Origin of the sequence: Marinobacter sp. (assembly GCF_035268745.1) — a bacterium.
GTDB lineage: Bacteria > Pseudomonadota > Gammaproteobacteria > Pseudomonadales > Oleiphilaceae > Marinobacter.
The window spans coordinates 25,781-48,015 of record NZ_DATFKH010000090.1 but is presented as its reverse complement, the minus strand read 5'-3'; the positions used below and the strand labels follow the sequence as shown (position 1 = coordinate 48,015).

The window sequence follows — 22,235 nt, the reverse complement described above, 5'->3', positions numbered from 1 at the left end:
TTTTCTTTGGGCACTTTGGCGTCCTGGAATACCAGTTCACAGGTGTTGGAACCGCGCATGCCGAGCTTGTCCAGCTTCTGGGCCTGGGTGAATCCCGGGGTGTCCCGTTCGACAATAAAGGCAGTGATGCCACGGTGGCCGGCGGCCGGGTCGGTTTTGGCGTAGATGACGTAAACGTGGGCGTCGGGGCCATTGGTGATCCACATTTTGGCGCCGTTGAGCAGGTAGTGGTCGCCCGCGTCTTTGGCGCTGAGTTTCATCGAGATGACGTCGGAACCGGCGTTGGGTTCAGACATGGCCAGGGCACCGATGTGTTCACCACTGATCAGTTTGGGCAGATACTTTTCTTTTTGTTCGTCAGAACCGTTGCGGTTGATCTGGTTGACACACAGGTTGGAGTGCGCACCGTAAGACAGGCCAACGGATGCGGAGGCACGGCTGATTTCTTCCATGGCGACCACATGCGCCAGATAGCCCATTTCGGAGCCGCCATAGGCTTCATCAGCGGTAATGCCCAGCAGGCCCATATCACCGAACTTTTTCCAGAGGTCGTTGGGGAACAGATTTTCCCGGTCAATGGCTTCGGCACGGGGTGCGATTTCACCGGCGGCGAAGCCGTTGATCTGCTCGCGAAGCATATCCACCGTCTCGCCGAGGCCGAAATTGAACTCTGAGTATTGTGCTTTCATTGTTGGCTACCTTTTGTTCTCTAACTTGGAGTTGGCCGCGGGCTCCGCAAGCGGAAACCGATATCCGCTCGCTTCGGTGTCCGCCACTACTTCTGTTCCAGTACTTCAGGCTCTGCCTTCTCAGCCTTCGCCTGTTTACGCGTTTTTTTCTGAAGCTCGGCGAGCGCTTCCCGGCACCGGGCTTCTGCCGTGTCCATTTCCATTTCTGCCTGAGCAATGTCGTTTTTCTGCTGCTCGAGCTGTGCCCGCTTGTTGGCCAGCGTTTCCAGCATCAACAGCAGCTGCTTTTCGTTACCGCTGGGGGTTTCGTCCCACAGATCGAACAGCTCCTTGGTTTCCGCCAGGGAAAAACCCATGCGCTTGCCCCGCAGGATCAGCTTCAGGCGTACCCGGTCTTTGGAACTGAAGATCCGGGTCTGGCCCCGCCTCGTGGGGTGGAGCAGGCCCTGGTCTTCGTAAAAACGCACACTTCGGGTAGTGACATCGAACTCTTTGGCGAGCTCACTGATGCTGTAGGTTTTTTTGGTGTTCATGGCTTGCTCCCGTTTTAGCCTTAGGTTAGATAAAGTTTACGTTAACGTAAAGGTATTTTTACAAAACCACTGCGTTTTAAAACGGACCTCCGGCGCGGCTATCCAGTCAGGTATCAACTGCCAGGCGTGGGTTCCTGGGGTAATAACGCTCAGGCACTCGCTCAATGTGGCTAAACAGGCGGGTATCCTTGTAGGGCATTTTCATGAAGCCGGAAACACCCAGTCCTTCGATCTGACTCACGGCGGCAAGAATCTCTCCCAGCCGCCGGGAGAATTCCTCCTCCCGGGCCGGGTCCAGCAGGTGATAGTGACTGTGGATCTTGAGATGGGTGGGCAGGGCTTCAAAGATGATCATGCCGGTGTGGTGGATGCCGTTCAGGGCTTCGAGGGAGCGGATAATGGTGTCGGGCAACACCAGGAACTCCTCCGGGTCCGGCCCGTCCTCGAAGTAGGAGTGTACCCGGGTACGGTCTTCCACTTCCGGCGCTGCACTCACCTGGTAGGGCAGGTGCATGTCCGGTGACACCAGGAAAGGCTGGTCCGGGCTGGCGCGGTCAATGTGCAGGGTGTCCCGGGCGTTGAACAGGCAGCTCTTGAAGATACCCTGGCGGTAAATCGCCCGGGCCAGGTTCACCATGTTGTTCACGGCCGTGACGAAAGCATTCCGAAGCTCCGGGTCGTGCAGGTTAAGGGATGTGTCTATGTAGACACCGTCGGTCTCCCAGCGTACCGCCAGGCCGCCAGCCACGGGATATTTGCCGAGCCGGCTTACCGCCGCAAGGAAAGCTTTCTCGGTTTCGCCCATGCCTTGCATGAAGTTCTTGTAGTAGCGGTCGAGCTGGACATCGTTGACGTCATTGAGAGTCTCGCGGGCATCTTCCTGGCGCAGGAATGACTTACGGGAGCTGTAAACCACGGTATCTGTTTCCCGTTCGGAGGGTCGCAGCCACACCGGCACCAGGGGGACGGGGGCGGGTTCAGGCAGGTCGACCATCACGGTCCGCGCCATCCGTGGCATCTCCTGCAGGTAATAGTCCCCCGCCCGCCGGCGGGTCCCGGGATCCGGATCCAGCATGCCTTCCAGCATGCGGGCAACTTCCATGGGCAGGCCCAGGGAGGTCGGTGGAATTGCCTGGTGGCCGAAGCGGCAGGACTGTCCGGAGGCCAGGGCATAAAGCGTACCGGCCGCACCCTGTTCGTCGAATCGGGGGGAAGACAGTCCGCCATTGAGTTGTTCTTCGCCAATGAAGTAGACATCTCCCAGCCGGGCGTTGGTCTGCTGGAGATTGTCGGACATCAGTTCCATGACATTGGAATTGATGAACTGCTGGTTGGCATCGAGCTGGGCGAACACGGAGGAGCCCCAGTCTATAAGCGCGATCCTTTCGGTGTTTTCGTCAAAGACGAGATTGGAGGGTTTGATGTCACCATGGACAATGGGCCGTCCGGCCGGCCCGGCTTCCCTGCGCAGGTTGCGGAGGATATCGGCCAGCTGGTCGGCAATGCGCACGATCAGGCGTGGCTTCAGCGGACCCTCCCGTAGTGAGATCTCCTCCAGGTTTAGCCCTGGCGCCCGCTGCATTACCAGGATGGGCTGGTTGCCCGCCCGTTGATAGGCGATCAACCCGGGTACGCGAGGGTGCTTTACCTGCTCCAGCATGAAGGCTTCTTCCTCCAGGCGGTCCTGAAGATGCCGGGGCAGGGTCACACGGGTGAACTTGAACACGTATTCGAGGTCGTCCGCACCCTGCTGTACCAGCTTGCCGGCAAACACAAAACCGTAGGCGCCCTTGCCTATCATTTCTATATCCCGGTAGCCCAGCTGTTCAAGCTGGCTGGCACAGAGCGCCACCCAGTCCTTGAGCTTGCGGGCGTCGTCCTGGCTGAGCAGGTAAACGGACTGCTCCTCCGGGATATAGAACTGCTGAAGCTGGCTCTGCTGCGGCATGATTTCCGGCTAACCCAGATGCAGTAGCATGGATTGGGGACTTTCCAGATAGCTCTTCCAGCGATTACAGAAACGGGCAATGGTTCCGCCGTCGATAATGCGGTGATCCCCGGCCCAGCTTACGGTCATTATCGCCCTTTCTGTCACCTGTCCGTTGGCGTCAAAGCGCGGCAGCTTCCGGGTCCGGCCAAGGGCAACAATGGCTACCTCTGGCGCATTGATAATGGGTGCCGCATAGGTGCCGCCCAGGGCACCAATATTCGAGATGGTTATGGTGCCTCCCCTGAGATCCTCCTGACTCACCCGGCCGGATCTTGCTGCCTCTGTCAGGCGGGCCACTTCATTGGCAATCTCCAGCAGGGTGAGCTGCTCCACCCCTTTTACATTGGGCACGATCAGGCCGGATTTGCTGTCCACTGCCATGCCGATGTTGCAATTGGGCTGGTAGTGGATTTCGGTGACCTGCTCATTGAGCTGACTGTTGAGTACGGGATATTCCTGTACCGCCAGGGCCATGGCCTTCATTATGAAGGGCATGAGGGTCAGCCGCGAGCCAGCAGCTTCTGCCTCCGGCTTGAGGCGGGCACGTAATGCCAGCAGCTCGGTAACATCGATTTCCTCACTGTAGATAAAGTGAGGAATGTTCGCTGCGGCCGAAGCCATGTGCTTCGCCATGGCCGCCTTTACCCCCCGGATGGGCTCCACCCGGACCTGGCCGGTTTCCGCATCCCGGGTTTTGCCGGTCTTTGCTGTCGGTTCCGCAACGGCGGTCGCATCAGGCGCCTTTTTGCCGTGCTCAAGGTAGTCCTGTATGTCGGACTTGAGTACGCGGCCGTCCTTTCCGGAGCCGGGAATATCCGCCAGATCCAGTTTGTGCTCACGCACCAGGCGCCGCACGGCGGGGCTGGCAGGAATCCGCTTGCCGGCTACATCGGTTTTTGCGGTGGCCGGTTGCGCTGAGGTGGTCGCCGGCGCTGGCTGTTCCCGCGCTGGAGCTTCGGTGGCACGGGTGGCTGCCTCTGCCCGGTTCTGGCCGGCACTGTCGCTTGCTCTGCCTTGCTGGCCTTCTTCGCCTTCGGCCACCAGTTCGAACAGGGGCTCATGCACTTTGGCGATGTCTCCCTCCCGGTGGTACAGCCGGGTAACCTGCCCTTTGTAGGGTGCAGGGATTTCCACCAGGGCCTTATCGGTCATGACTTCAGCGACCGGCTGGTCTTCTTCTATCATGTCGCCTTCGCTCACCAGCCATTTGACCAGTTCGCACTCCACGATACCTTCGCCGATATCGGGCAATATAAAATCATTCATTGTTGCTCTCCTGTCCTGATATCGACCTAGAATTCCACGCTCGCCCTGATGGCATCAAAAACCTTCAGGTGATTGGGCAGATGCTCCTTCTCCAGTGCAAGGGGGAAGGGCGTATCCATGCCGGTAACCCGGGCGATGGGGGACTCCAGATAGAGGAAGCAACGTTCCTGGATTGTTGCGGCAATTTCACTGGCGAAGCCGCCGGTCAGCGGCGCCTCGTGGCTTACCAGCAGTCTTCCGGTTTTGAGCACCGATTCGACCACCGTATCTGCATCCCAGGGCAGGATGGTTCGCAGGTCGATGACTTCGCAGGAAATGCCTTCCTTCTCTGCCATTTCCACGGCCTGGCCAATCACTTCCATTTGCGCGCCCCAGCCAAGCAGGGTGATGTCGGCACCTTCTTTCAGCACTTCGGCCTGACCCAGGGGCAGGCGGTAGTCCTCTTCCGGCACTTCGCCCACCGAGGCCCGATAGAGCCTTTTGGGCTCGAAAAACAGGGTCGGGTTGGGGTCATGTATGGCACCCAGCAACAGCCCCTTGGCCTGATGAGGGTTGCGGGGGACCACGATCTTCAGGCCCGGTGTATGGGCAAAGTAGGCTTCCGGTGACTGGGAATGGTAAAGGCCGCCGGCTATACCGCCGCCATAGGGCGCGCGGATGGTCAGCCCGCCAACGTCGAACAGGTTGCCGGAACGGTAGCGGAACTTGGCCGACTCATTCACGATCTGGTCGAAAGCCGGAAAAATGTAATCCGCGAACTGGATCTCGGCCACAGGTACCGAGCCCTGGGCGGCAAGACCATTGGCGAACCCGATAATGCCCTGTTCTACCAGGGGAGTGTTGAAACAACGGTCTTTGCCGTATTTCTGTTGCAGGTTGCTGGTGGCCCGGAAAACTCCGCCGAACACGCCAACGTCTTCGCCGAAACACAGCACCCGGTCATTGGCGGCCATGGCAATATCAAGGGCATTGTTGATGGCCTGAAGCATATTCATCCTGGGCATTTCATTCACCTCCCCTGGCCTGCTCGGCGGTCTTGGGATATGCATCCGGATACCTGCGGATATGAGTCTTGAGGTTCTCCAGCTGCCGGTTCAGTTCCGGTGGCACCTCGTCATACACATCGGTGACAAGACTCTCGAGGGGAGGTGGTGGCCGCTTCTGGGCCCTTTTCATGGTTTCCAGCACTTCGCGGCGCAGGCGTTCCTGGATTTCTTTTTCCTCGTCTTCACTCCACCAATTCCTGCCTTCCAGCCAATGACGCATGCGCAGGATAGGGTCCTTTTCGCGCCAGACAGCTTCTTCATCCTTGCTGCGATAACCGGACGGGTCATCGGAGGAGGAGTGGGCGGCCAGGCGGTAGGTCATGGCTTCGATCAGCACTGGACGGTTGTCTGTTACCGCAATTTTCCGGGCAAGCCGGGTGGCTTCGTAGACGGCCAGAATGTCGTTACCGTCCACCCGGATCACATCCATCTTGTAGCCGTAGGCCCGGGGCGCCACCCCGTCGGCTGCAAACTGCTCCACGGACGGTGTGGAAATGGCATAACCGTTATTGCGGCACAGGAAAATCACCGGTGCCCGGTGCACAGCAGCCATGTTCAGGGCGGCGTGAAAGTCCCCTTCCGAGGCGGCGCCCTCACCGAAATATACAATGGTGCACTTGCCGTCGCCGGCCAGCTTCTGGCCGTAGGCATAGCCGGTGGCCTGGGGAATCTGGGTCGCCAGGGGGGACGAAATCGTCATGTAATGCAGCTTGGCGGAACCATAATGGACCGGCATCTGGCGGCCTTTGCCGTAGTCCATTACGTTACCGAAAAGCTGGTTCATAAATTCGTCGGCGGTGAAGCCACGATAGGCCAGTGCGCCCTGTTCACGGTATTGGGCCATGATCATGTCGTCTTCATCCAGCGCGGCGGCGCTGCCAATGGCGGCGGCTTCCTCACCGATGCACTGCATGTAGAAACTCAGGCGGCCCTGGCGCTGTGCAGCCAGCATGCGCTCATCCAGAACCCTGGTAAAAATCATGGCTCGGTATATGCGCAGAGCGGTGTCTTTTTTGAGGGACGGGGCTTTGGCGCCCTTATAGAGTGTGCCGTCCTGCTGCAAAAGCTGAAAGGTGGGAATTCGAAACTCGTCGCCGTCGGTAAAGGTTGGCGTATGTACAGTGCTGGGTGTTGTTTTCGTATTCATAATCCTCTTCCTAGGGTAGGGGTTGAGGGACCAGGCACCCCTTATGAGGGTACCATGACGTCGGTTCGGCGAGCCCGGTGAGGCACTATAGAGCCAGACTAGAACTTACATTAACGTAAACGGCACCTGGATGAAAGATAACCATTGACGTTAACGTGCAGGTTAACCTATCGTTCGGCAGTCCGGCTTCAAAAGAGCCTGAACAACTGAAAAGGCAGCCAATGGCACAAACTGCCATCCCGGCGTCCTGAGCTGAATGCAAGCACAGCTGCTGATCGCGGTCGTGCTCTGAAAAAGGTATCGATCCATGAGTGTATTTACTCATCCCGAATTTGATAACCACGAACATCTGTCTTTCCACTGCGACCCGAAAACCGGCCTGCGCGCCATCATTGCTGTGCACAATACCTCCCGTGGCCCGGCTCTGGGCGGCTGCCGGATGTTCCCATACAGCAGCGAGGAAGAAGCGCTTACCGACGTATTGCGCCTCTCCAGGGGCATGACCTACAAATCCGCGCTGGCCAATCTCGATCTGGGAGGTGGCAAGTCCGTTATCATTGGCAACCCCCATCAGCATAAGACGGAGGCCCTGCTGGAGAGCATGGGGCGCTTTCTGGAAAGCCTGGGTGGCCTGTACATCGCCGCAGAGGATTCCGGCACCAGTGTTGCCGACCTCAAAGTGATGGCAGGGTGTACTGATTATGTAGCCGGTGTTTCCTCACGCCCCGGTTTTGATGGCAAGCCGAGCAGTGGCGACCCGTCACCGGCAACCGCCTACGGAACCTTCGTCGGTATCCAGTCGGCGGTGAAACACAAATTGGGACGTACCGACCCCGACGATCTGGAGGGACTGAGCGTCGCCATCCAGGGGGTTGGCAATGTCGGCTATCGGCTTGCTCGTCACCTGAAAGACGCAGGCGCAAGCCTTTCGGTCTTCGACATCCATCATGACAATATGAACCGGGCGGTGGATGAGCTGGGGGCGACAGCGGTCAGTGCTGATGAAATCCTGTTCCTGCCGGTGGATGTGCTGGCACCATGTGCCATGGGGGCCACTTTCAATGATGAGTCGATTCCCCGAATGCAGGCTCCCATCGTTGCCGGGGCCGCCAACAACCAGTTATACCGGTCGGGTCACGACTACACCCTTTGGCAGAAGGGCATTCTCTATGCGCCGGATTTCGTGATCAATGCCGGTGGCATCATCGATGTCTATTATGAGCGCATTGGCGCCGAGCCGGCCGTAGTGCGCAGCCATGTGGAAAGCATTGGAGACACCCTGGACGAGATCTTTGCGCGCTCAAAGAGGGATGAGCGGCCAACCGGCGAGATTGCCAATGAGTTGGCGGAAGAACGCTTCGAGCATCACCCGGCTGAAGTCAGAATCCCTGGCTAATCGACATCGCCGGCTGACACTCCGGTATGAATCTGCAGAAAACAAGAATGATCTCAGGAGAACATCATGAATAACCCTTCCCCTGCCAGTCAGAGAGGCGGAGACAGCGAAGCTTCCATCAAGCGTGGCCTCTGGTCATCACGGATGGCCTTTGTTCTGGCGGCGACCGGTTCCGCGGTTGGCCTTGGTAACATCTGGAAGTTTCCCTACGTGACCGGCGAAAACGGCGGTGGTGCCTTTGTGCTGGTATACCTTTTCTGTATTGCCGCGGTGGGTCTGCCCATCATGATGGCCGAGATACTCATCGGTCGCCGGGGCGGGGCGAGCCCGATACGAAGCATGGGTCAGATCACCAGGCGTGATGGCCATCACCGTGCCTGGGGCCTCGCCGCTGTAATAGGTGTGCTGGCGGCCTTTCTGATTCTGTCGTTCTATTCCATGATTGGTGGCTGGGCGGTTTCCTATATCAGTACCTCTGCCACCGGCCAGTTGACCGGGCTATCGGCGGACGCGATCGGAGAGATCTTTTCAGGATTGCTGGGCAATCCCTGGGCATTGCTGGGGTGGCACACACTGTTCATGGCTCTGGTGGTTTTTGTGGTGATCCGTGGCCTCCGGGGTGGTCTTGAGCGCGCGGTGACCATCCTGATGCCAGCGTTGTTTGTGCTGCTGCTTATTGTGGTTGGCTATGCCATGACAACCGGGCATTTTGGTGAAGGCGTTGCTTTTCTCTTTCAGCCCGACTTTTCCGGACTGACCACAGCCGGCGTTCTGGTGGCCCTCGGCCATGCCTTCTTTACCCTGAGCCTGGGAATGGCGGTAATGATGGCCTACGGGTCCTACCTGTCGAAGAATGTATCCATTGCCAAAACCTCCATTGTAGTTTCTGTTATGGATACCGGCGTTGCGCTGCTGGCGGGCCTGGCGATCTTCCCGATTGTGTTCGCCAATGGCCTTGAACCGGGTGCCGGGCCGGGACTGATCTTCCAGACCCTGCCACTGGCTTTTGGCCAGATGCCCTGGGGTAGTCTGTTCGGTACGCTGTTCTTCATCCTGCTGACCTTTGCCGCCTGGACCTCCGCCATCTCCCTGCTGGAGCCGGTGGTTGAGTGGCTGGAGGAGAAAAAAGGCATGAGCCGGGGCAAGAGCACCATTGGTGCCGGTATTGCCTGCTGGCTACTGGGCATTGTTTCGATTCTCTCGCTCAATGTCTGGTCGGATGTGACACCTCTCGGTATGTTCGCCATGTTTGAAGGCAAGACCATATTCGATCTGCTCGATTTCGTGACCGCAAGCGTTATGCTACCCCTGGCAGGCCTGCTGGTGGCCCTGTTCGCCGGCTGGATCATGACCCGCGAGGCCCTGCAGAACGAACTGGCCATGTCGGCCCGCAGTTTCTCGCTCTGGTATGGCATTATCCGTTACGTAACTCCTGTCGCTGTAGCGGTCGTTTTCATCTATAACCTTCTGTAGCAGCGGCTAACCCTGCCCAGAACAATCTTAGGAGAGATGTATGGTCTCAATTTTTGATCAGGGCCTTGAGCCCAGCGATGCAAACCACGTGGCTTTGACACCGATGGATTTTCTGGTGCGTACCGCCAGCGTGTATCCGGAATATCCGGCAGTGATTCACGGCCAGACGCGACGCAACTGGCAGGAAACCTATGAGCGCTGTCGCCGCCTTGCCTCGGCATTGTCGGCGAAGGGAATAGGCAAAGGCGATACCGTGGCGGCAATGCTGCCGAATATTCCCGAGATGCTGGAATGCCATTTCGGTGTTCCCATGCTGGGCGGCGTGCTGAATGCGCTTAACACCCGGCTGGATGCCGAGGCCATTGCCTTCATGCTGGAGCACGGCGAGGCCAAGGTGTTGATTGCAGACCGGGAATTCGGTGAAGTCATCAATAAGGCTGTCAGCCAGCTGGACCACCCGCCACAGGTGATTGACGTCAACGATCCGGAACTGGGTGGTGGCGGCACTCAGGTGAGTGACCTGGATTACGAGGCTTTCCTGGCGGGCGGTGATCCGGAATTCGAATGGCAGATGCCGGGGAATGAGTGGGATGCGATCTCATTGTGCTATACCTCCGGCACCACTGGTAACCCGAAAGGGGTGGTATATCACCATCGCGGCGCCTATGAAAATGCCATGGGTAACCAGGCGGTCTGGTCCATGGGCATGCATCCGGTGTATCTGTGGACTCTGCCGATGTTCCACTGCAACGGCTGGTGCTTTCCCTGGACGATCACCGCTTTTGCTGGCACTCATGTGTGTCTGCGCAAGGTGGATCCGGAGAAGATCCTGCAGTTGATCAGTGAACACGGGGTCACCCATATGTGTGGTGCGCCGATTGTCCTGAATACCCTGCTGGGTGCCTCGGAAGCCGCGAAATCCGGCTTCAGCCATACCGTGCAGGCAATGACCGCTGGCGCGGCGCCACCGGCCAGGGTCATTGAGGCCATTGAGGAGATGGGCTTCCGCGTCACCCACGTTTATGGCCTCACGGAAGTATACGGCCCGGTGACCGTATGTGCCTGGAAATCCGAATGGGATCAGCTGCCGGTGGAAGAGCGCGCCAGTATCAAGGCGCGACAGGGGGTTCGTTATCACACCCTGGCCGGCATGATGGTGGGCGATCCCGAATCCATGGAACCGGTGCCGAAAGACGGCAAAACCATTGGCGAGATCTTCCTGCGCGGCAATACCGTGATGAAAGGCTACCTGAAAAATCCCAAAGCCACGGCGGAAGCCTTGCGGGGTGGCTGGTTTCACACCGGCGACCTGGCGGTCTGGCATGCCGATGGCTACGCCGAGATCAAGGACCGCCTGAAAGACATCATAATTTCCGGGGGTGAGAACATTTCCACCATTGAAGTCGAGGGCGTGCTGTACCGTCACCCCGATATCCTTGAAGCCGCCGTGGTGGCCAGGCCTGACGACAAGTGGGGAGAGACACCCTGTGCTTTCGTCACTCTCAAGCCGGAAGCGGGGGACGTCAGTGAGGACGAAATCATCGCCTTCTGCCGGGAACGGATGGCGAAGTTCAAGGCGCCCAAGACCATTGTCTTCAGCGAACTGCCGAAAACATCCACCGGAAAAATCCAGAAGTTCGTGTTGCGGGACGAGGCCAAAAAGCTCTGACTGCGCGGCTGATATTGAGAACAGGAGATGATCATGGAATTTCAGGATGTACCAGCCATCGTAACTGGTGGTGCCTCGGGCCTTGGCGAAGGCGCCGCCCGTGCACTGGCAGCTGCCGGCTGTAAAGTTGCCATTTTCGACCTGCAGAAGGAGCAGGGCGAAGCCGTGGCCAGGGATATTGGTGGTGTATTCATCGCATGTGACGTGGCTTCCGCCGAAAGCGCCGAAGTCGCGGTGAAGGCGGCTCGTGATGCCCATGGCCTGTGCGGCATCGTCGTCAACTGTGCCGGTATTGCCCCGGCTGGCAAGATCCTCGGCAAGGAAGGGCCCATGCCTCTGGAGAATTTCAACAAGGTTATCCAGGTCAACCTGGTCGGTACCTTCAACATCATGCGCCTGGCGGCAGCCGACATGGCCCAGCGTGAACCCAACGCCGACGGCGAGCGGGGGGTGGTAATCTCAACAGCTTCCGTCGCCGCCTTCGAGGGCCAGATCGGGCAGGCCGCCTACAGCGCCTCCAAAGGTGGTGTTGTCGCCATGACCCTGCAGTCTGCGCGGGAACTGGCGCGGGAAGGCATTCGCGTGAACACCATCGCACCGGGCATTTTCATGACCCCGATGATGGCTGGCATGCCCCAGGAAGTGCAGGACAGCCTGGCCGCTACCCTGCCGTTTCCCAAACGCCTGGGCAAGGCTGAGGAGTTCGGCATGCTGGTGGACCAGATGGTGCGCAACCCGATTCTCAACGGTGAGGTCATCCGCCTGGACAACGCCCTGCGCATGGCGCCCAGGTAACTATTTATTAAGCTGAAGGAAAGTAGGCGGATACGTCCATTCAGGACCGTATGCAGCAGGGATGCTGCATCCGAGCCTACATGGATGTATTCACGGCGTGTCCTGAATGGACGTATCCGCCTGCTTTCCCACTCGTCAGTATGTGCTCAAGCTGTGTGCCCAGGCAATTACGGTGCCCATGCAATCGAAGGATACAACCATGACCGGTGTTGTTGATAAAGAAGAACTCGAAATGTTCCGGGAATCCGTCATCAAGGCCCTGGAAACCGAGGTGACTCACCAGTACGAAGCCTGGGAAAAATCCGGCATCGTGCCCCGTGAACTATGGGACACCCTCGGCAACGCCGGCATGCTGTGCGTCGATGTACCCGAAGACTGGGGCGGCTGCGGTGCGCCCTTTCTGTACTCTGTTGTGGTCGGTGAGGAAATGGCCCGCATGGGCTTCGGCGCACTGTCGACCAACGTGATGGTGCACTCCGATATCGTTGCCCCCTATCTGAGCCACATCGGCAACGAAGAGCAGAGGCAGCAATGGCTACCGAAAATGGTCTCGGGCGAGGTCGTTGGCGCCATAGCCATGACCGAACCCGGTGCCGGCAGCGACCTGCAGGCCATGCGCACCAGTGCAGTAAAAGACGGCGACGACTACATCCTCAACGGCTCCAAAACCTTCATTACCAACGGCCAGCACGCCGGCATGGTCATCGTCGCTGCCAAAACCGACCCCAAAGCCGGGGCCCGGGGCATAAGCCTGTTCCTGGTGGACACCTCATTGCCGGGTTACAGCAAAGGCCGCAATCTCGATAAGATCGGCCAGCACTCCGGCGACACCTCGGAAATGTTCTTCTCCGACATGCGCCTTCCCGCGTCAGCACTGCTGGGTGAAGAAGGCCAGGGCTTTATGTACCTGATGCGGGAACTGCCCCGCGAGCGCCTGGTCATCGGTGCGCTCGGCGTTGCCGCCGCCCGCGGAGCCCTTGACCTGACCATTGCCTACGCCCGGGAGCGGGAACTGTTCGGCCAGAAACTGGCCCAGCTACAGAACACCCGCTTCGAAATTGCCCGCATGGAAACCGACTGCCGCGTCAACCGCGCCTTCGTCGACGAATGCATTGAACTTTACGAAAAAGGCGAGCTCGACGCGCCCACAGCGTCCATGGCCAAGTACAGCGCCACGGAAATGCAGTGCCGGGTAGCAGATGGCTGCCTGCAGCTGTTCGGTGGTTACGGTTACACCAGCGAGTACCCGATTTCCAGGGCGTTTGTAGATGCCAGAGTACAAAGAATCTATGGCGGTACTTCAGAGGTAATGAAAGAAATCATCGCAAGGTCTGTTCTGGGCAAAGCCTGAATGACGTCGACCTGGCGATAACTCACGAGCCGGAAGCCGAATGGCGACCCTTCCCTTCGGGACCGTAAAAAACAGGGATGTTTTTTTCGAGCCTACATGGAGGTATTCACGGCGTGTCCCGAAGGGGAGGGTCGCTATTCGGCGAACTCCCTGATAAATAGGCTTACACGATAAAGAGGGCAAGCAAAATGTCGACAACAGACGTAGTAATAGCAGGCTCCGCCAGAACACCCATGGGTGGCATGATGGGCGACCTCAGCTCGGTGCGCTCCCCGGACCTCGGCGCCACCTCCATCAAGGCGGCCATTGAAAGAAGTGGCCTCCAGCCCGCCGACATCCAGGAAGTCATCATGGGCTGCGTGCTGCCCGCCGGCCTCGGCCAGGCACCGGCACGCCAGGCCTCCCGCGCCTCCGGCATACCCGATTCCAGCGGCTGCACAACGGTCAACAAAATGTGCGGTTCCGGCATGCAGGCTGTCATCATGGCCCACGACCAGATCAGGGCCGGCACCAACAGCATCATGGTTGCTGGCGGCATGGAAAACATGAGCCAGGCCCCGTACCTGCTGCCCAAGGCCCGTGCCGGCTATCGCATGGGCCATGGCCAGGTCATCGACTCCATGTTCCTGGACGGCCTTGAAGATGCCTACGAAGGCGGTCTTATGGGCGTATTCGCCCAGCGCACGGCGGACAAATACGGCATCAGTCGCGAAGCCATGGATAACTTTGCCATCGCCTCCCTCGAACGCTCCCTGGCAGCCATCAGGAATGGCGGGTTCGCTGACGAAATCACTGCCGTGACCGTCTCCGGCCGGGGCGGGGATACCGTCGTCGACACCGACGAACAACCGGGCAAAGCCAGGCCGGAAAAGATTCCCCAGCTGAAACCGGCCTTCGCCAAAGATGGCTCCGTCACCGCCGCCAACTCCAGCTCAATCAGCGATGGCGCCTCCGCCCTGGTGCTGACCACCCGCGAGGAAGCCGAAAAGCGGGGCCTTGCTCCCCAGGCCCGGATTGTCGCCCACGCCACCCACGCCCGACTGCCGGCCGAGTTCACACTCGCGCCCATCGGCGCCATTGAAAAGGTGCTGAAAAAGTCCGGCTGGAGCCGCGACCAGGTGGACCTGTTCGAGATCAATGAAGCCTTCGCTGTGGTCACCCTTGCTGCCATCAATGAGCTCGGGCTGGATGCCGACAGGGTCAACGTACATGGCGGAGCCTGCGCCCTGGGCCACCCCATCGGCTCTTCCGGTTCGCGGATCATGGTCACCCTGATCAACGCCCTGAAACAGCGCGGCCTCAGCCGTGGCGTGGCATCCCTCTGTATCGGCGGCGGCGAAGGTACGGCCGTGGCTATCGAACTGCTTTAAAAAGTAGGAGCTACCTGACTACCATGGCTATTTTCCCAACCGACGACGGCGAACAGGATCTGTTCATCTCACGATCTGATCCCCTGGTCCCCCTGGGCACCCACTCTTTTTTCAGTTTTGAACTGGAGGGGAAGGTATGGCCCTCTGTGGAGCACTACTTCCAGGGCATGAAGTTCACGGATGATGCCCGGCAGGAACAGGTCAGGGCTGCTGCCTCACCTCAACAGGCACGGAAACTGGGCCGCAAGCGACACAAGAGCTTTCGGAAAGACTGGAAGCAGGTGCGTGAAACCGTTATGACCCGCGGTGTTTACACCCGATGTCGGACTCATCCCGAGCTGACTGAGGAACTCCTTGCCACCGGCGACCAGAAAATTGTCGAGAACAGTAACTTTGATTATTTCTGGGGTTGTGGCCGCGACAGACGCGGCGACAACCGGTATGGCAAGGTGCTGATGAATGTACGCGCCAAGCTGCAGGAAGAGCGGGCCTCGTCGTAGCTTCGTTCCCGGTGAAGCGCGGTCGGCTTTGAACGGGTAGCCCGCAGGCGTCTGACTCTTCAAAGTATTGTAATCTTGTTATAATCGTTGAATAGTCCGGCTTCAGGTATTTTCATGGAAACAAAAACTGCGCGATTGACGGTGCTGATTGATCCGGCCAAAAAGAAAGCCCTTGAAGATCTCTGCGCCACCCAGGATTTGACACCCTCCCAGGTAGTCCGGCAGTTGATTCGTAACTATCTTGAAGAGCATGGTGTCGACTACACATCAAAACCAGACGTGCCCCGAGCTTCCGCAAGAAAATGAAATGAGGCCGGTGGCCGCTCAAAACATGACTTCGGCCCGGACGAACCCTATCTCATCCAGCGTATTGACGGCGTCATCAAGCGTTGGATAGGCCCACACCTGATCATCGTCAGAAATCAGGAAAAAGCTTTTCCCGTCGTTTAGTTTCAAAAGTACGATCCACTGGCCCGGATCCGCGGGGGATCTCATGATTTTCACGGCATCAATGCGATCCTTCTCAAGAAGTTCTTTTATCTCATTCCTTTTCATCTTTCACCGTTTTTCAAGTATCTGAATCACTGGGCAATTCGGCAGAATTCCGGGCTCAGGTAAAGCAATCATATATTGTAATAGCATTAGCATTGTATTATACCCGCAAACGAAAATGGCCGGACAACAAAGTGCTCATTCCGGTTGCGGGCCGGGCAGATTATCGATTCCGGAAAAGGACAAATTATCGCCATGCGACAACTTCTGACCGGCCTGCCGGGTATCGCCACGGGCTTGCGGTCCGCCCTGAAAGGTGGCTACCGGTTGGCCGACTTCCAGAAGGATGTGATGGCTGGTCTGACCATCGGTACCGTGGCTGTGCCCCTCTCTATGGCACTGGCAATAGCGAGCGGCGTGCCGCCCCAGCACGGTTTGTACACAGCGATTGTAGCAGGCGCCATAATTGCGATGACCGGTGGTGCCCGTTTCAATGTGTCAGGACCAACCGCCGCCTTCGTCGTCATCCTGTTTCCTGTCGTCCAGCAATTTGGCCTGGGCGGCCTGCTTATCGCATCGATGATGGCGGGTGTTATCCTTGTGGCGTTGGGGCTCACCCGGATGGGGGCGCTGATCCGGTTTGTGCCTTATCCGGTGGTGCTGGGCTTTACCGCCGGGATCGCGGTCGTTATCGCGGTATTACAGGTCCCCGACTTTCTCGGGCTGGAGACGGGGAAGCTGGGCGGGCATTTTGTCGAAAATGTCGCGACGATTTCAACTTCGCTGCCGACTTTCAACCTGCTGGAGCTGGGTGTTGGCGCGTTCGCCCTGGTATTGATGCTGCTGTGGCCACGTCTCAGGATTCCGATCCCTGCGCCCCTGATTGGTCTTGTTTTTGGCGCCGTTGCCGCCTACGGCATTAATTCGTTAATGGGTGGTCCGGGTACTGATGGCGCAGTAGCAACGATTTCATCACGCTTCAGCTGGGAGGTGGGCGGCCAAACCGGCACCGGGGTTCCACCTATACCGCCGACCTTTATCGCACCGTGGTTATTGCCAGGCCCTGATGGTGAACCTCTGGAACTGGGTTTTACCCTGTTCAGTGCACTTCTGGGCCCGGCATTTGCCATCGCCATGCTGGGGGCGATCGAGTCACTGCTTTGTGCGGTGGTTGCCGATGGCTTGACCAAAACCAGACATGATCCGAATGCCGAGCTGATCGGGCAGGGGCTGGGGAATATTGCTGCGCCATTTTTTGGTGGCATCACGGCAACCGCGGCCATCGCACGTACCGCCACCAATATCCGCAGTGGCGCACGCTCACCGATATCCGCTGTGGTTCACTCACTCGTTGTTCTGCTTGCGGTCGTTGCCCTCGCCGGGCTGCTCGGGTTGGTACCCATGGCGGCGCTTGCGGCGCTGCTGTTTATTATTGCCTGGAACATGAGTGAGGCAAGGCATTTTGTGCGTACGCTGCGTTCAGCACCGCCGGGGGATGTGACGATCCTGGTTACCTGCTTCAGTCTGACCGTACTTTTCGATATGGTTCTGGCCGTTGCTGTAGGGGTGGCATTGGCAGCAGCACTGTTCATCAGACGCATGTCCCTGCTGACCGAGGCCAACCTGCTTGAGGGTCACCATTATCCCGCGAACACCGGGTTTCCGCCTGAAGTGGCGATCTATGACATTAACGGCCCGCTGTTTTTTGGCGCGGCCGAAAAGGCACTGACCTCGCTGCATCTGGTTGATCCGAAGGTCAGAACGGTGGTTCTGGATATGCATGATGTGCCAAGCATGGACGGAACAGCCATCGTCGCTCTTGAGTCAATAGTTGCTGAAATGGGGCGCGATGGTATCAGGCTTATCCTGGTCGGCCTGCAGCCAAGGATGATAGTGAAGCTTCGCCGCGCGGGTATTCACAAGCTGGCGGGTTCGCTGACCTACTGCCGGAATCTGGAACATGCGCACCAGGTATCCCGGCGTTGGCAGGCGGCATAAATCAGCGGCTGATCCTCTGGCCGGGGAGTAGTGCCGCCCACTCCCCCGTTACCCTCTGGTTCGGGTGGGTTTTTGTGCCATCCCGTTTACGCTTGTCTGCGTATGATCAATCAATAAAATGCTTGCGGTTCCTGATTTATGGGTATGACCGAAAATCTGCTTTCCACCAGCCAGTGGACAATCGCCCTTATCCTGTTTCTGGCCATTCTTGTCCGGGCACTGCGTTCGATCGACTGGCAGCTGTTTCGCAAGGACGAGGCACTCCAGCATACTTTTTTCGGGGCCGCTGTGGCGCTCGGTTTCCTCTGGCATCTGCGTGCCGGCATTTCCCCCGGGCTGTCGATACACATTTTCGGCATCACTCTGGTAACACTGATGCTGGGATGGGCGCTGGCGGTGCTGGCAGGCCTGCTGGCGTTGGTGATCACCGTAATCACCGGGCGTGAGCCATTGCTGATGTTTGCTGTGAACGGACTGGTTACCGTAATGGTGCCGGCCCTTGTCAGCCACGGGATCATGCTCTGGGAGCGTCGCCGGGGCTTCCGGAACTTTTTCGCCTACATCTTTTTCTGCGGGTTTTTCGGGGCGGGCATCTCGGTGGCGGTGGCCGGGACGACCATGTGTCTGATGCTATGGACCAGCGGTGTTTATACGTTCGGCGAACTGGTCCATGAATATGTTCGTTATCTGCCGCTGTTCATGATACCGGAAGGTTTTGCCAACGGCGCCCTGGTCACCGGTCTGCTGGTGTTCCATCCAGACCGGCTGACAACTCTTGACCAGCGCCGTTATAAATAGTGTGTCCTCTGGTCAATTCGCAGCAGGGCCGCGAATTGACCAGTCGGGATATCAGGCCTGCTTCTTGCAGGTCCTGATGCCAAACAGCGAGTAAGCCGGGCAAGTGCCCATCAACGCTGTTGCGATCGGGACGATACCTATCCAGCCCCAGGGTGTCTGTGGTCCTACGAATACCAGTGCCAGCAATACAACTCCGGCAATGACTCGTATAATGCGGTCTGCAGTTCCCACGTTTTTGTTCATTTCAGTCTCCTTTGGTGATTTCCGGTTATTTCGGTTAATACTTGGATCATACGGCAGCATCACCGGCCACTTCAGTGATAAAGTCACAGTCGGCGGGTATTTAGCGACCACAAAGGATCAGGTTTCATGGCAAATCACAGTATCCTCGATATCCTTAACGACACTCTCGGTAAGGAGGCCCGGGAAATCGCCCGGGTGATGCGTTTTCCTCCCGGCCAGGTACTGTTCCGTGCCGGGCAGAAATGTGAGCGCTTACCGCTGTTGGTGGCTGGCAGGGTCAAGGTCCAGATGACGGGTGTTTCGGGTAACAGTATTGTTCTCTACCGGCTGGAAACTGATCAGTTCTGTCCGCTTTCCATCGGGTGCCTGATGACCGGGCAAGCCTATCGTGCCGAGGCAGTCGTCGAGGAAGAAACTGACGCAGTGATGATTTCCCGTGGGGTATTTGACCGGCTGATGGATCAGTCCGCCAGTTTCCGCCAGGGGATCATGGAGTCTTATGGTCGGCGGCTGGATGATCTGATGCTGCTGGTGGAAGAAGTTGCTTTTCGTCGAATGGACCAGCGGCTGGAGGAGTGGCTGCTCGAGCGCGCTGATCACGGACCCATTGTTATAACCCATCAGGAACTGGCGGTAGAGCTTGGAACCGCCAGGGAAGTGGTAAGCCGGCTGCTCAAGGAGCTTGAACGGCGCGATATGGTCAGGCTGGCACGGGGCAGGATTGAAGTCACGAATCTGCTGGAAAGATTATGAGCAAGGCCGTATCAGTGCGCGGTTGAGCGACCTGCAAGTTCCTGCCATGCGTCATAGGTGCTGAGAAAGACCTGCCCGGTCAGTTCCTCGCAGAAATGGGTTTTTTTCAGACGGTCCATAATCGGGCCTTTCACCTCAGCCAGATTCAGACGGATTCCGGCATCCCCCAGCCGGCTGTTGATTGCTTCGAGGCTTTCGAGCGCCGAGGCATCAATTTCGTTGACTGACTGACACGCCAGTACCAGATCCTGCATCCCCGGATTGTCAGAAACCAGGGCAAGAACCGTATCCTCCAGATAGCGGGCATTTGCAAAATACAGACTCGCGTCAATGCGGAGAAAAACAGCCCTGTCGTCAATCTCCACTGCGTGCCTCTGGACATTGCGGAAATGTTCGGTGCCGGGAATTCTGCCAATAACGGCACTGTGGGGACGACTGGTACGGTACAGGAACAGACCGATCGAAAGAGCGACACCCGCGATAATGCCAGTCTCGACGCCCTGCAATAAAGTCAGGGTGATCGTTGCCAGCATGGCTGCCCCGTCTGCTTTTGAATAGGACAATGTTCTTCGAACCGCTGGCAGGTCAATCAGCGTGCTGACGGCAATGATGATGGTCGCTGCCAGAGTTGCCTTCGGCAAAAAAGCCAGCAGGCCGGTCAGGGTCAGGGTCGCAATGGCGATGCCGAAGGCTGTCAGGATGCCGGCAACGGGTGTCCGGGCGCCAGCCTCAAAATTCACCACGGATCTTGAGAAGCCACCGGATACCGGGGAAGCCCCGCTGAAACCGGACGCCACGTTGGCAAGCCCGAGCGCGATCAACTCGGAATCCGGCTCGATTCGCTGGCGCCTTTTCGCGGCGAGGGTCTGGGCTACCGAAACAGACTCCACGAAGCCCACCAGACTGATCAGGAAGGCTGCCGGGATCAGCGTGGTCCAGAGATCCGTGTCGATGGGAGGCAGTCTGAAATCAGGCAGACCGCTGGGTACTTCGCCAATCAGACGGACGCCTGCGGTGCCGAGATCGAAATACCAGGCAACTGCCGTGGTAACGAATACCGCTGTCACCGGAGCCGCCCTGGTGCAAAGGTCTGCCAGCCGTTCTGGTAACCCGAGTCTGGTCAGGCCTTGTTTGAGGGCTTTGCGGCACAGATACAGGAATATCAGGGTACCACTGCCAATTATGAGCGTGACCATATTGATCGCTGCCAACTGCCCCCATAGCCCTTTGATCATCTCCAGCAGGTTATGGCCGCCACTGTCGATGCCCAGCAGCGGGCCGAGCTGGCTACCGACAATAAGAATGCCCGAGGCTGTGACAAATCCCGATATCACCGGATGGCTGAGAAAATTGGCCAGAAAGCCCAGCCGCAGCAGGCCCATGGTGACAAGCATCAGCCCTGAAAGCGTGGCCAGAACGATGGCGGCACCCAGGTACTCCGGAGTTCCGGATTCGGCAAGGCCTCCCAGCGCCGAAGCCGTCATCAGGGATGCCACTGCCACTGGCCCTACCGCCAGGGTAGTGCTGGTGCCGAATATGGCGTAGGCCACCAGCGGAAGCATGCTGGCATAGAGGCCGACTTCGGGCGGCAGGCCGGCCAGCAGGGCATAGGCCAGAGCCTGGGGGACCAGCATCATGGTAACAATGACTGCCGCGAGTCCGTCGCTGACAAAGGTATCGGCTCTGTAGTCCTTCAGCCAGCTCAGAATCGGCAGCATCCGGGTCAGGCGGTCCGTCATGGCCTTCACTCCCTCTCATGGACCCTGGTCAGAAGCGATTGATCGGGACTTTCAGATAGATCTGGCCATCGTCTTCCGCCGGAGGCATATGCCCTGCCCGCATGTTGACCTGTACCGATGGCAGGATCAGCCCGGGCATGTCGAGAGTGGCATCGCGTTCGGTTCTGAGTTGGACGAATTCCGCTTCGGTGATGCCCTCACGGACATGAATGTTGTTTGCGCGCTGCTCGGCGACCGAAGTTTCATGGACAAACTCGTCCCGGCCGAGCGCTTTGTAGTCGTGGCAGAGAAAAATCCGGGTCTGGTCCGGCAGGGCCAGCACTTTGCCAATGGAATGGAAAAGCGTATGGGCATCCCCACCCGGGAAGTCACATCGTGCGGTGCCGGCATCCGGTGCAAACAGAGTATCACCCACGAAAGCCGCATCCCCGATGACATAGGTCAGGCAGGCGGGCGTATGGCCGGGGGTATGCAGAACCTGCGCTTCCAGACTGCCGATCCGGAAGCTGTCGCCCTCTTCGAACAGGCGGTCAAACTGGCTGCCGTCGCGGGCAAACCCGGGGCCCGCATTAAAGGTCTTGCCAAAGATTTCCTGCACCTCGACAATTTTCTTCCCGATGCCGGTGCGGCCGCCAAGCCGTTCATGGAGGTAGGGTGCGGCAGACAGGTGATCGGCGTGGACATGGGTCTCCAGGATCCATTCAACGGCCAGGTCATTGGCTTCAACGTAACCGATAATCCGGTCAGCAGAGCGCACATCGGTCCTGCCGGCGGCATAATCGAAATCCAGCACCGAATCCAGGATCGCACAGGCGTCCGTCGCCGGATCTGTTACCACATAACTGAAGGTGTTGGTCGCTTCGTCAAAGAAATGTTTAACAAGAGGCGTTTGCATAAGTCGCTTCTCCATCTGGTGTTGCGGCATGGGACCCGGTGGCGCCGATAACAGCATCAGGGTACCCTTTGTACATTGTAATATTCAATTTT

Annotated in this window: 21 protein-coding genes; 11 read left to right on the top strand and 10 right to left on the bottom strand. The window is 58.1% G+C overall.

The window, feature by feature from the left end:
- The 6 genes from VJ956_RS07650 to VJ956_RS07625 form a co-directional block, all read right to left on the bottom strand.
- Positions 1-689: acyl-CoA dehydrogenase family protein (locus tag VJ956_RS07650; protein ID WP_324083481.1), on the bottom strand; the 689-nt coding region annotated here is incomplete at its 3' end.
- Positions 690-775: 86 nt separating this feature from the next.
- Complete coding sequence (locus VJ956_RS07645; RefSeq protein WP_324083479.1) at positions 776-1,222, bottom strand: MerR family DNA-binding transcriptional regulator; 447 nt, start codon at positions 1,220-1,222, stop codon at positions 776-778.
- Between the two features lie 106 nt (positions 1,223-1,328).
- The gene (locus VJ956_RS07640) at positions 1,329-3,170 is read right to left on the bottom strand and encodes a protein kinase domain-containing protein (protein WP_324083477.1); all 1,842 of its coding nucleotides are present in this window, start codon (positions 3,168-3,170) and stop codon (positions 1,329-1,331) included.
- A gap of 9 nt (positions 3,171-3,179) precedes the next feature.
- Positions 3,180-4,478, bottom strand: coding sequence for a 2-oxo acid dehydrogenase subunit E2 (locus VJ956_RS07635; protein WP_324083475.1), 1,299 nt, complete (start codon positions 4,476-4,478; stop codon positions 3,180-3,182).
- Between the two features lie 26 nt (positions 4,479-4,504).
- A complete protein-coding gene (locus VJ956_RS07630; protein ID WP_324083473.1) occupies positions 4,505-5,482 on the bottom strand; it encodes an alpha-ketoacid dehydrogenase subunit beta in 978 nt (325 codons plus the stop codon).
- Between the two features lies 1 nt (position 5,483).
- Positions 5,484-6,671 (bottom strand): thiamine pyrophosphate-dependent dehydrogenase E1 component subunit alpha, encoded by a 1,188-nt coding sequence (locus tag VJ956_RS07625; protein ID WP_324083471.1) that lies wholly within the window; start codon positions 6,669-6,671, stop codon positions 5,484-5,486.
- Between the two features lie 307 nt (positions 6,672-6,978).
- On the opposite strand from VJ956_RS07625, the gene VJ956_RS07620 reads away from it, so the two are divergent.
- The 8 genes from VJ956_RS07620 (at position 6,979) to VJ956_RS07585 (ending at position 15,531) form a co-directional block, all read left to right on the top strand.
- Positions 6,979-8,067, top strand: coding sequence for a Glu/Leu/Phe/Val dehydrogenase (locus VJ956_RS07620; protein ID WP_324083469.1), 1,089 nt, complete (start codon positions 6,979-6,981; stop codon positions 8,065-8,067).
- A gap of 66 nt (positions 8,068-8,133) precedes the next feature.
- On the top strand, positions 8,134-9,540 hold the full coding sequence (locus VJ956_RS07615) for a sodium-dependent transporter (RefSeq protein ID WP_324083467.1): 1,407 nt from the start codon (positions 8,134-8,136) through the stop codon (positions 9,538-9,540).
- Between the two features lie 40 nt (positions 9,541-9,580).
- On the top strand, positions 9,581-11,209 hold the full coding sequence (locus VJ956_RS07610) for an acyl-CoA synthetase (RefSeq protein ID WP_324083465.1): 1,629 nt from the start codon (positions 9,581-9,583) through the stop codon (positions 11,207-11,209).
- Positions 11,210-11,242: 33 nt separating this feature from the next.
- Entirely contained in the window at positions 11,243-12,004 is a 762-nt protein-coding gene (locus VJ956_RS07605; protein WP_324083464.1) for an SDR family NAD(P)-dependent oxidoreductase, read from the top strand.
- Between the two features lie 199 nt (positions 12,005-12,203).
- Positions 12,204-13,355 carry an acyl-CoA dehydrogenase family protein gene (locus VJ956_RS07600; RefSeq protein WP_324083486.1) on the top strand — a complete coding sequence of 384 codons (1,152 nt, stop codon included), beginning with the start codon at positions 12,204-12,206 and terminating at the stop codon, positions 13,353-13,355.
- A 188-nt stretch (positions 13,356-13,543) separates the two neighbouring features.
- A complete protein-coding gene (locus VJ956_RS07595; protein ID WP_324083462.1) occupies positions 13,544-14,725 on the top strand; it encodes an acetyl-CoA C-acyltransferase in 1,182 nt (393 codons plus the stop codon).
- A gap of 23 nt (positions 14,726-14,748) precedes the next feature.
- The gene (locus tag VJ956_RS07590; RefSeq protein ID WP_324083460.1) at positions 14,749-15,225 is read left to right on the top strand and encodes an NADAR family protein; all 477 of its coding nucleotides are present in this window, start codon (positions 14,749-14,751) and stop codon (positions 15,223-15,225) included.
- Between the two features lie 114 nt (positions 15,226-15,339).
- Positions 15,340-15,531, top strand: a complete 192-nt coding sequence (locus VJ956_RS07585) for a ribbon-helix-helix protein, CopG family (protein WP_324083458.1) — start codon at positions 15,340-15,342, stop codon at positions 15,529-15,531.
- Positions 15,532-15,549: 18 nt separating this feature from the next.
- On the opposite strand, the gene VJ956_RS07580 is transcribed toward VJ956_RS07585, so the two are convergent.
- Positions 15,550-15,681, bottom strand: a complete 132-nt coding sequence (locus tag VJ956_RS07580; RefSeq protein WP_324083457.1) for a hypothetical protein — start codon at positions 15,679-15,681, stop codon at positions 15,550-15,552.
- Positions 15,682-15,972: 291 nt separating this feature from the next.
- On the opposite strand from VJ956_RS07580, the gene dauA reads away from it, so the two are divergent.
- Positions 15,973-17,715: a C4-dicarboxylic acid transporter DauA gene (gene dauA, locus VJ956_RS07575; protein ID WP_324083454.1), complete on the top strand. Its 1,743-nt coding sequence runs from the start codon at positions 15,973-15,975 to the stop codon at positions 17,713-17,715.
- A 138-nt stretch (positions 17,716-17,853) separates the two neighbouring features.
- Complete coding sequence (locus tag VJ956_RS07570) at positions 17,854-18,513, top strand: energy-coupling factor ABC transporter permease (protein ID WP_324083452.1); 660 nt, start codon at positions 17,854-17,856, stop codon at positions 18,511-18,513.
- A 51-nt stretch (positions 18,514-18,564) separates the two neighbouring features.
- Here the strand turns inward: VJ956_RS07570 and VJ956_RS07565 are convergent, their stop codons facing one another.
- On the bottom strand, positions 18,565-18,756 hold the full coding sequence (locus VJ956_RS07565; RefSeq protein ID WP_324083451.1) for a DUF2892 domain-containing protein: 192 nt from the start codon (positions 18,754-18,756) through the stop codon (positions 18,565-18,567).
- A gap of 126 nt (positions 18,757-18,882) precedes the next feature.
- On the opposite strand from VJ956_RS07565, the gene VJ956_RS07560 reads away from it, so the two are divergent.
- Positions 18,883-19,509, top strand: a complete 627-nt coding sequence (locus VJ956_RS07560; protein ID WP_324083449.1) for a Crp/Fnr family transcriptional regulator — start codon at positions 18,883-18,885, stop codon at positions 19,507-19,509.
- Between the two features lie 11 nt (positions 19,510-19,520).
- Here the strand turns inward: VJ956_RS07560 and VJ956_RS07555 are convergent, their stop codons facing one another.
- Positions 19,521-21,248 carry a SulP family inorganic anion transporter gene (locus VJ956_RS07555; protein WP_414674399.1) on the bottom strand — a complete coding sequence of 576 codons (1,728 nt, stop codon included), beginning with the start codon at positions 21,246-21,248 and terminating at the stop codon, positions 19,521-19,523.
- A 28-nt stretch (positions 21,249-21,276) separates the two neighbouring features.
- Positions 21,277-22,143 carry an MBL fold metallo-hydrolase gene (locus VJ956_RS07550; RefSeq protein WP_324083447.1) on the bottom strand — a complete coding sequence of 289 codons (867 nt, stop codon included), beginning with the start codon at positions 22,141-22,143 and terminating at the stop codon, positions 21,277-21,279.
- Between the last annotated feature and the right edge of the window lie 92 nt (positions 22,144-22,235).